This window comes from Gammaproteobacteria bacterium (genome assembly GCA_016199745.1).
In the GTDB taxonomy this organism is placed as follows: Bacteria; Pseudomonadota; Gammaproteobacteria; order Acidiferrobacterales; family Sulfurifustaceae; genus JACQFZ01.
The window spans coordinates 1-9,969 of record JACQFZ010000047.1 but is presented as its reverse complement, the minus strand read 5'-3'; the positions used below and the strand labels follow the sequence as shown (position 1 = coordinate 9,969).

The 9,969-nt window shown below is 57.5% G+C and carries 9 protein-coding genes; 7 read left to right on the top strand and 2 right to left on the bottom strand.

Annotated elements, in window-relative coordinates; genetic code table 11:
* Positions 1-7: 7 nt before the first annotated feature.
* From HY308_11125 to HY308_11095, 7 genes are all read left to right on the top strand, one after another.
* On the top strand, positions 8-205 hold the full coding sequence (locus HY308_11125) for a DUF4926 domain-containing protein (GenBank protein MBI3898835.1): 198 nt from the start codon (positions 8-10) through the stop codon (positions 203-205).
* Between the two features lie 41 nt (positions 206-246).
* Positions 247-900 (top strand): YkgJ family cysteine cluster protein, encoded by a 654-nt coding sequence (locus HY308_11120; GenBank protein ID MBI3898834.1) that lies wholly within the window; start codon positions 247-249, stop codon positions 898-900.
* 324 nt (positions 901-1,224) lie between these two features.
* Complete coding sequence (locus HY308_11115) at positions 1,225-1,908, top strand: hypothetical protein (GenBank protein MBI3898833.1); 684 nt, start codon at positions 1,225-1,227, stop codon at positions 1,906-1,908.
* Between the two features lie 468 nt (positions 1,909-2,376).
* Positions 2,377-2,976, top strand: a complete 600-nt coding sequence (gene lexA, locus HY308_11110) for a transcriptional repressor LexA (protein ID MBI3898832.1) — start codon at positions 2,377-2,379, stop codon at positions 2,974-2,976.
* The gene (gene imuA, locus HY308_11105) at positions 2,973-3,635 is read left to right on the top strand and encodes a translesion DNA synthesis-associated protein ImuA (GenBank protein MBI3898831.1); all 663 of its coding nucleotides are present in this window, start codon (positions 2,973-2,975) and stop codon (positions 3,633-3,635) included. The genes lexA and imuA overlap by 4 nt, the downstream gene beginning before the upstream one ends.
* The gene (locus tag HY308_11100) at positions 3,574-5,004 is read left to right on the top strand and encodes a DNA polymerase Y family protein (protein MBI3898830.1); all 1,431 of its coding nucleotides are present in this window, start codon (positions 3,574-3,576) and stop codon (positions 5,002-5,004) included. Before imuA ends, HY308_11100 begins: the two co-directional genes overlap by 62 nt.
* Positions 5,005-5,248: 244 nt before the next feature.
* Entirely contained in the window at positions 5,249-8,311 is a 3,063-nt protein-coding gene (locus tag HY308_11095; protein ID MBI3898829.1) for an error-prone DNA polymerase, read from the top strand.
* 143 nt (positions 8,312-8,454) lie between these two features.
* Here the strand turns inward: HY308_11095 and HY308_11090 are convergent, their stop codons facing one another.
* On the bottom strand, positions 8,455-9,060 hold the full coding sequence (locus tag HY308_11090) for a hypothetical protein (GenBank protein MBI3898828.1): 606 nt from the start codon (positions 9,058-9,060) through the stop codon (positions 8,455-8,457).
* Between the two features lie 13 nt (positions 9,061-9,073).
* Complete coding sequence (locus HY308_11085; GenBank protein MBI3898827.1) at positions 9,074-9,700, bottom strand: AHH domain-containing protein; 627 nt, start codon at positions 9,698-9,700, stop codon at positions 9,074-9,076.
* Positions 9,701-9,969 lie beyond the last annotated feature (269 nt).

Below are 9,969 nucleotides of genomic sequence, written 5' to 3'. Positions count from 1 at the left end.
GATTGCGATGAACTTTAAGATAAACGATACGGTCCGGTTGCTCACCGATATTCCTGGTGAAGGTCTTGCCAAGGGCGCATTAGGAGTTGTGGTCGCGGAATTCTCGGAGCCTGAGGAGGCTTATGAGATCGAGTTTTCCGACGCGGACGGAGAGACAGTTGCGCAAATCGCTCTGCTGCCAACGCAAATTGGGCTAGTGCGCTAATGTTGCGAACAATGCCTGCGATGAATTGAGGGTGTGGCTTGATGACTGAGCGATTTTCCCATCCGACCGCGGAGCAGCAATATCCCTGGCTCGGGACGTTGCTCGATACCTATCACGCGATCAACGAGGTGATCACTGCTCATATTGCCAAGCTTCAACGAAGCGGCATGACGCTCGCCTGTCATCGCGGTTGTCATGCCTGCTGTCTCAACAATCCGGACGTGCCTTTCACGGAATTAGAATTGAAGGGCATCCTGTGGTACGTGTCGGAGGTGCTTGACGGCGAATTGAAACAGCGTCTCAAGCAGCAACTCCGCGATTACCGATCCACGACCGCTTGCCCCTTTCTTGTCGACCGCGCCTGTTCCATCTACCCGGTGCGTCCGTTTATTTGCCGGCAGTTTCACGTGCAAACCAGGCCCTGCGATATCGGCGAAGATATATTTGGCGGTCGACTGCAGGATATCGTGCCTCCGCCGACGGATGTCGAACCGATCGCGATGCGTCTGATCGAATACAGTCGGCGCAATCAGAGGATAGAAAAGACCCAAGCACCTGAGACGACGTCAATCTTCGACGCTGTCTCGCAGATTCAAGCGCCTTGTTCTGTGCGAGAGTACGATTGGATACGTGTCGCGGACGATATGGACCGATTCGATGGACAGGGGGCTATGGGCTCGAGCTCAGCAAGGTAAGAATTTTGCCGGCGACGTGTACCCTGTTTAATTAGATTGGAACTGGATTCGTGCAGCTAGTTTAGCGAAACCAAGGGCGCGGAGAAGTAACCGAGGGGCCGGAGATATTTTCTCCGACCCTTTTTTTTGTTCCAGATTTTTCAAACGATTTAAATTGAACCTAAAGCGCTGCAGCGGGAGACGTACGTATACGCAGAAGACAATGGAGGTGAGCCAGATCCCGCTGATTATTACTTTCGCTTTTTTCTAATTTTTTTCGACACGATGCACCACTGAACGAATAAATCGAAATTAATCGTTTATGCCTTAATCTAGGAGTAGTTAATGAACAATATAACGAACAAAGCGGTAAAAAAGAGATCGCCAGGGAGTATGTTGCACGTCACCACATTTACCACTGCGTTACTCATGACATATGGAGTGTTGGCGAACGCCCAAGCAGAAACGGAAGCTCCGGTTGCGACCGTCGCCGATCATGTCGGCGGTTCGGTTGAGATGCAGTCGGAAATCGATGCGATCATGATCCAAAATCAGGGAGCACGACAACTCAGTGAGGATACTGTCGAGCTTAAGCCCGGTGTAAGCGTTACGGTGGTCCCGAAAGAAAAGTTGGAAAAGCAGAACCAAGGGGCGGGGCAGCTAACCACGCAAGCACAAACAGCGGCGACGCCGTCATGTGGCTATGGCGTGTTATGTTTATTTCAACATACGTCAGGGGATAATTTTGGTTACCGAATGAATCTGTATAAATGTGGCGAATTTGTCTATCTGTGGGATCACAAAATGGGAAACGGTACGCAATGGAATAATCAGGTTTCCGCAATCATCAACAATCAAACAACCGGAACGACGTCGCACTTCTGGGATTGGGAGAACAACGGTTGGTCTGATGTCCAACAGAATACCGCCTACACTTACTGGCCCGACCTAACCAAAATTTCACGGCGTGAATTAGCACCTACCCGTGATATGAACGATGTCATCGACGCTATCTGGGTGTGCGGTTGATAGTCGATCCAGTACGGACAGGAGCGTGAGTTGAAAGGATAGGGTGCGCATTGCGCACCCTATCTGTCTAAATAACTCTGTCATTACCACCATCCACCGGCAACTGCGCGCCGGTGGTCTTCGCGAACAACGGGCCGCACAGCTCGGCGACGTCGCGGCTGGTCACTTCAACCCCGAGCACGTTGTTTTTCTTATAAGCCTCGACGCTTAGCCCGTAACGATGGCGCAGGTTATGGCCACATGATGTTTTACGCGTTATCGGTGGAGCGTCAACACGGCGTCGACGTTGACTTACCCGGTGGAGCACCGGCCGATGGTGGCGGTTCGAATGGTTAGCTGACGACGCGTGCCAGCCCCGGGCGCGCGTTTAGCGGCTAAAAACTAGCGGTAAATCGCCATTGCGAGAGAACGCTTGCGCGAGAACCGATCACTGGTATTATTACCAGTATCCCGTTTTGAGTGAGCGTCATGGATTCGCTGACCCATCGCCAGACAGAAATTTACGACTTTATTCGCCGCCACATGGCCGAGCACGGTCGACCGCCGACACGGCCGGAGATCTGTCTCGCTTTTGGTTTCGGCTCGCAGAACGCCGCCGACGACCACCTGAAGGCGCTAGCGCGCAAGGGCGTCATCGAGCTGATACCCGGGGCGGCGCGCGGCATTCGTCTGAAGCAAGCCGGCCTCGCCATCATCGGCCGCGTCGCCGCCGGTCAGCCGATTCTGGCGGAGGAGAACATCGAAGCGCGCGTCAACGTCGATATGACGTTGTTCAAACCGGCGGCCGACTATCTGCTGCGTGTCCGCGGCCAAAGCATGCGCGACGCCGGCATCCTCGATGGCGATCTACTGGCGGTGTACCGCACACCCGAGGCGCGCAATGGCCAGATCGTGATCGCCCGCGTCGACAACGACGTCACCGTCAAACGTTTCCAACGCCGGGGTCATCTGGTGCAGCTGTTGCCGGAGAACCCGGAATTCCAACCCATCGAAGTCGATCTGCGGCGCACGCCGTTTGCCATCGAAGGCATCGGTGTCGGCCTCATTCGCAACGGGAAACTGTCATGAACCTGCAAAACGTATTGCAACGTACGGATGTTTGGCGTGGAGGTGTGGCATCGTCGGCGCGCGGTTTGTCGACTGGGTTTCCGGCGCTCGATGCGCTGATCCCTTCGGGGTGGCCGGAGGCGGCGTTGACCGAAATTATTTATTCGCGGCCGGGCATCGGTGAGTTGCAATTGTTAACGCCGTTACTCGCCCGTTTGTCGCAGCAAGAGCGTTGGCTCGCCTTCATTGCACCGCCGTATATCCCGTATGCGCCGGCATTGCGCGCAGCCGGTATCAATCTCGAGCGCGTGCTGTTGGTGCATCCGCGCACGCGTAAAGATCAACTATGGTCGCTCGAAGTGGCGCTGCGCGAAGGCACGTGCAGCGCCGTGCTCGCCTGGCCTGGGACCCTCGAGTTCTCGCTGTTGCGGCGCCTGCAGCTGGCGGCGGAAGCGGGCGAATCGCTCGGTATTTTATTTCGGCCGCCGACGGCAGAGGTGGAGACATCGCCGGCGGCATTGCGCCTCAAGCTGGCGCCGGCGACGACCGGATTGGATGTCACGGTATTGAAACGCCGCGGCGGTTGGCCGGTCGGGCCTGCACGAATCGAGGTGAGCAATGCTTTGGCTCGGTCTTTATCTGCCACGGTTGGCGCTCGAAATTTTCGCGCGGGCCGATGACCGCGCGCCCTTCGCCATCGTCGACGGGGAGGGACGCAACCGCCGCGTCGTAATGGTCAATGACGCCGGGCGTCGCGCCGGCATCGACAACGGCATGAGTGTCGCCGCGGCGCATACCTTGGCACACGACCTGCAGCTGCAAACGCGCGATATTGTCGCCGAGCGTGCGTTGCTGGAACGGTTGGCGGCGTGGGCATTGCAATTCACATCGATCGTGAGCTTGGTGCCACCGCAGGCGTTGGTGCTCGAGGTCGAGGGCAGTTGCCGGTTGTTTATCAGCATCGAGCGGCTTCTTTATAAAGTGCGGTGCGGTCTGGACGAATTGGGTTTTGCCGCGCAACTGGCGCTGGCGCCGACGCCGTTGGCGGCGACCTGGCTCGCCAGTGCCGGCGCCGGCAGCCGCGTCATTCATGAAGCGGAGCTCGCCAGCGCGCTCGCGCGGCTGCCGTTGAAAGTGCTCGATCTCGCTGCCGAGGAGCGAGCGTTGCTGGCGCGCGTCGGTGTGCTCACGCTCGGCCACGTGCAACGTCTACCGCGTGCCGGATTGCGGCGTCGGCTTGGGCCTATGTTGGTCGATGTGCTCGATCGAGCCCTCGGCCGCACGCCCGATCCGCGGGTCGCGTTTGTGCCGCCGGCGCACTATCACGGTGTGTTGTCGTTACCGGCGCCGGTGTTGGAGGCCGAGCGGCTGCTGTTTGCGTTGCACCGATTGTTGCGCGAGCTCGAAGGTTTCATGTTGGCGCGCAATGCCGGCACGACCGAGCTCAAGCTGATGCTGCGGCACGCACATCGGCCAGCCACTGTCGTCGATCTCAATCTCACGCAACCGACACGCCGCGCGACGCATTTGCAATCGTTGTTTCGAGAATTGCTCGGGCGCACGCCGTTGCCCGAAGCGGTGGAAGAGATCGTGCTCGATAGCGGCGCACTGATGCCGATGGTGTTGCGCAACGACGATTTATTCCGCTCGGCTAAGTCCTCGACCGAGTCGACCGCGGCGTTGATCGATCGACTAAGTGCTCGCCTCGGACGCGAGGCAGTGCGCGGTATCGACGCCGTGGCCGATCATCGGCCCGAGCGCGCTTGGCGTACCGTATCGCCGGGTGCCGCCGACAGTAGCGGCGAATACGGTCAGCGGCCGTTGTGGTTATTGCCGGAACCGCTGGCATTGACGACCAAAGAAGCTAAGCCGTGGCTCGACGGGCCGTTAACGTTGGCGCCCGATCGCGAGCGCATCGAATCGGGTTGGTGGGACGGTGATGACATCACCCGCGATTATTATGTGGCGCATCATCCGGGCGGTGGCCGGTTCTGGGTTTATCGGCAACTCGGCGACGGTGCGTGGTTCTTGCATGGGATATTCGGGTAAGAATGAATCGCGCCCTTTGGGCACGATGATCATCGATGTAATAAATGTAATTGCGGGGTGCTCCGCCAGAACTGCAACCTCTCCTCTAAAACGCCACGTCCCCCTCCCCCCTTGCGGGGGAGGGGACAGGGGAGAGGGGGCTTCGTATCGGCAGCAGTTTTTTATGACTCCCCCTCTCCCCCTGCCCCTCCCCCGCAAGGGGGGAGGGGAGAGCGAAGGCCGGTGTGCGGGGTGGATGTAAAACATGTACGCCGAACTTCACGCCATCTCCAATTTCAGTTTTCTGCGCGGCGCCTCGCGTCCCGAAGAATTAGTGGCGACGGCGCATGTGCTCGGTTATCGCGCGCTCGCGCTTACCGACGAATGCTCGCTCGCCGGCGTCGTACGCGCCCACATCCCTGCGCGCGACCTTGGGTTCCAGTTAATCATCGGCAGCGAATTAAAACTGATCGATGGATTGCGATTAATTTTGCTCGCGCCCGATCGCGTCGCCTACGGCGATTTGTCGGAGCTCATCACGCAGGGTCGTCGCGGCGCTGATAAGGGCGAGTACCGTTTAAGTTGCAACGATGTGATGGCGTTGGCGGCGCGTTGTCTGGCGCTATGGTTAGCGGACGATTCCAGCGAGGTGACGCATGGCGCCTGGCTGCGCGACGTCTTCGCCGATCGCGCTTGGGTGGTTTTCGAGTCGCGACTCGACGGTCGCGATCGCGAACGATTGGAGCAGTTGCGCCGCCTCGGCCGATCGTTGCAGCTGCCGCTGGTAGCCGCCGGCAACGTACAGATGCATCGGCGTGAACGCCGTCCATTGCATGACACGCTTGCCGCCATTCGTCTCGGTGTGCCGTTGGCTAACGTCGGCCACCAGCTCGCGGCCAATGCCGAGCACAGTTTGCGCCGCCAACAACGGCTGGCCGCGCTTTATCCGCCCGAGCTGTTGGCAGAAACGCTGGTTGTCGCCGATCGTTGCCGCTTTTCGCTCACCGAGTTGCGCTACGAATATCCCGAAGAACTAGTGCCGGCCGGCGAAACGCCGACCAGTTGGTTGCGAACGCTCACCGAGCGCGGCATCCGCTGGCGTTGGCCGGCCGGCGAGTCAGTGAAGGTGCGTGGTCTGATCGAGAACGAGCTCAGCATCATCCGCGATCTCAGGTACGAGCCGTTTTTCCTCACCGTCTATGACGTCGTGCACTTCGCTCGTCGTCGCCAGATCCTCTGCCAGGGACGCGGATCGTCGGCCAACTCGGCGGTGTGTTACGTCCTCGGCATTACCGAAGTCGATCCGGCGAAAATGGAAGTATTGTTCGAGCGCTTCCTTTCGCGCGAGCGCAACGAGCCGCCCGATATCGACGTCGACTTCGAGCACGAGCGGCGCGAAGAGGTGATCCAATATGTCTACGAAAAATACGGCCGCGACCGCGCCGCCTTGGCGGCGACGGTAATTTCTTATCGGACACGCAGCGCCATCCGCGACGTCGGCAAGGCACTGGGGTTCGACCTCGAGCAGGTTGATCGACTGGCGAAGAATCTGCAATGGTGGGACGGCCGCAAGCTGGAGCCGGAACGGTTGCTGGAGGCGGGATTCGATCCGAGCAATCCGAAGCTGCAATTGCTCGGCGGCTTGGTGCGCACGCTAGTCGGTTTTCCACGGCATCTATCGCAACACGTCGGCGGCTTTGTGATCGCGCGCGACAAGCTGTCGCGCCTAGTGCCGATCGAAAACGCATCGATGCCGGGGCGCACGGTGATTCAGTGGGACAAGGACGACCTCGACGCGCTCGGTCTGCTCAAGGTCGATTGCCTCGCGCTCGGCATGTTGACGGCGATTCGCAAGAGCTTCGATTTGATCGCGCAGTACAGCGGTCGACGCTGGACCATCGATTCCTTGCCACCAGAAGATCCTAAGGTTTACAAGATGATCAGCAACGCCGATACCGTCGGCGTTTTCCAAATCGAATCGCGCGCGCAAATGTCGATGCTGCCGCGCTTGAGGCCGCAAAAGTTTTACGATTTGGTCGTCGAGGTAGCGATCGTTCGTCCCGGTCCGATCCAGGGCAAGATGGTGCATCCTTATCTGCGCCGGCGGCAGAAGCTCGAGCCGGTCGATTATCCGTCACCGGAAGTCGAAGACGTATTGGGGCGTACGCTGGGTGTACCGATCTTTCAGGAGCAAGTCATCAAGCTCGCGACCGTCGCCGCCGGTTTCACGCCGGGCGAGGCCGATCAGCTGCGTCGGTCGATGGCGACCTTCCGCCACCGCGGCGGCGTCGAAACGTTCGAGCGTAAATTGATCGACGGCATGCGCCAGCGCGGCTACCCAGAAGAGTATGCGCGTCGGATCTTCGACCAAATCTTGGGCTTCGGCGATTACGGTTTTCCGGAATCGCACGCCGCCTCGTTCGCTTTGCTCGTGTATGTCTCGTCTTGGATCAAGCGCTATGAGCCGGCGGCATTTCTGGCGGCGCTGTTGAACAGCCAGCCGATGGGTTTTTATGCGCCGCCGCAGTTGGTGCAAGATGCACGCCGTCACGATGTCGAGGTGCGGCCGGTGGATGTGCGCATCAGCGATTGGGATTGCACCCTCGAACAAACCGACCGTGGCCCGGCGGTACGTTTGGGATTGCGCATGGTGAGCGGCCTATCGCCGGTAGCGGCCGCACGTGTCGTGCAGCGACGGTGCGAGGCCGTGTTTACTCAGGTCGAAGATTTAGCGCGTCGCGCCGATCTCAATCGTCGCGAGCTGAACGCGTTGGCAAATGCCGACGCATTGCGCGGATTGGCGGCGCATCGCCATCACGCTCACTGGGCCGTTGCCGGCGTCGAGGCGTCGTCGCCATTGCTCGAGAAAACGCCGATCACCGAAGCGTTACCGCTGTTACCCGTACCGACCGAAGGCGACAACATCGTTGCCGACTACGACAGTATCGGGCTTACGTTGCGACGCCACCCGCTGGCATTGTTGCGGCCGCGTCTCGCCGCCGACGGTTGGCGCACTGCCGCTGAGTCGCGAGCGGTCGCGCACGGCGATCCTATCCGCATCGCCGGTATCGTCGTCTCGCGCCAACACCCAAGCTCGGCGAAAGGCGTGATCTTCGTCACGATCGAAGACGAAACCGGCCACAGCAATTTGGTCATTTGGAAAAGCGTATCGACGCGCCAACGCCGCGAACTATTGCAGTCGCGCCTGTTCGGTGTTATCGGCACGCTGCAGCGAGAAGGCGAAGTGCAACATGTGGTCGCGCGCCGACTGGTCGACTTGACGTTGCTCTTGGGTAAACTCAAGACGGAGTCGCGGGATTTTCACTAGAGACCATTTCCAATCCCGTTGTATCTAGCTAAAAGGGGATGAAGCGCTGTTGCCTCGGTTTCTCATAGGGATACGACAGGAATTGCGAAAGAAAAAAGCGCGGGGCGCGTGATGTATTCGCAACGCGCCCGCTATGAGGTCGACTAACCGGCCGCGCTCTTTGGCAACGGGCCGGCCTCTACGGTCTCAGCCGGGAGGAAATTTAGGCCGGTAAGCTTGTGAGCGGCTACCAGTTCTTTCAGAAATTCGCCCTTGGCTATCGGTCTGTTGTAGGTATTTGGATACACAAATACCCGATCGTTCGGAATATTCCGCTCAATAAAAACAGGGCGCTGTAGAATGCGGCTTCCATCCACAAGATCCATATAGTGGCTTTTCTCGTAATCCACTACATTGTCTAACCGATGGATCACATTAATTAGATACCACCGATCCGACTGTTCATCCTTAATTTCAATCGGCAGATACTCCGCGTCACCATCCAAAGCCGGCTCAAGAACGGTTTTGGCTTTCTCGTTTAATGCGATGTAGTTACCTGCACCAAAGACCAGCACGAAGTCATTGATAGTCAAGTTCTGGCGTTTTTGATTTGGTTTTAAGCGCCAAGAAAATTGCAAAGGTTTCCAGTTGTCTTTCTTTGATTGGCCCTTGAACTGATGCGAGTCGTCGTCCGGCTTAATTTCATGAGCAAACACTAACTTGCCCAACTTGGTATCGTTGGTAACGGTATCTAGTAGGTAAACTGTCATTGCTCAAGCCCTCTCAGCCTTGCCCATCGAGTCTTGTATGAATCGGAAACGTTCCTTCCGTCAGTTGCTTTGCGATCGTCTGCAATAGGGCAACCATATTCGCTTTCGTTGTTTCCGACCTTTTAGCCATTTCTTCAAGCAGAAATGTAAGGTTTACGTAATAAACATCAGTGTGTATTTTTGAATGAGCATAAGCCGCTGGCATGTCCGGATGCGGGACAAAATTGGTGTTCCGCGGCATGTACACCCCGTTGCATGCATCATCAGTATCAATTCCGTATTGTCGGAGAATTTCTCGCGCCTGTTCGGCCTCTATATCATGCCATGACGCGATATGATGTGCTGCGGTATTCGGCGGTCGACGCATTCCTGCTTTTTTCATGTTTGAGTTGAGTTTTCGCAGGTGTCGCCGCCGTTCGCGAACTCCCACCCGTTCCAAGACAAGCTGCGCGGGGGGTTTTCCTTCTTTTTCTGCGTTTGCAGTACGAATCACTTCTTCGATGTAGGCTTCCTTGAATTCCTCGAAAAGTTCCTCGGCTTTTTTGATGTCCTCGCCGGCCAAACGAAACAACCCCCTTTTGAATGCTTCAACTGATACTTCCCGGTACGTTACACCGTCTACAGTTTTGTCGATGGTCATGAACTCATTCCCTGTTGTTCGGTTTTTTGATTAAGCGACGGAATTTCTATCAGCGTCTAGTGTTGGTCGCAGTGTCAAAAGCAACTGCGATAGGCGCTTGAGCGAGACCTTTATCGTCATACGGTGTATTGTTAGTGGCGGTCCAAATCCGCGCCTAAATGCTGGCAAGCGCCTGAGCGAATTCGTCGGAAACAGAAACCGGCACGAGGTATTTTCCTAGAACGGTGGATCCGACAGGGGCGCCGCCGTCGTCGCAACGCGTTCTTGTT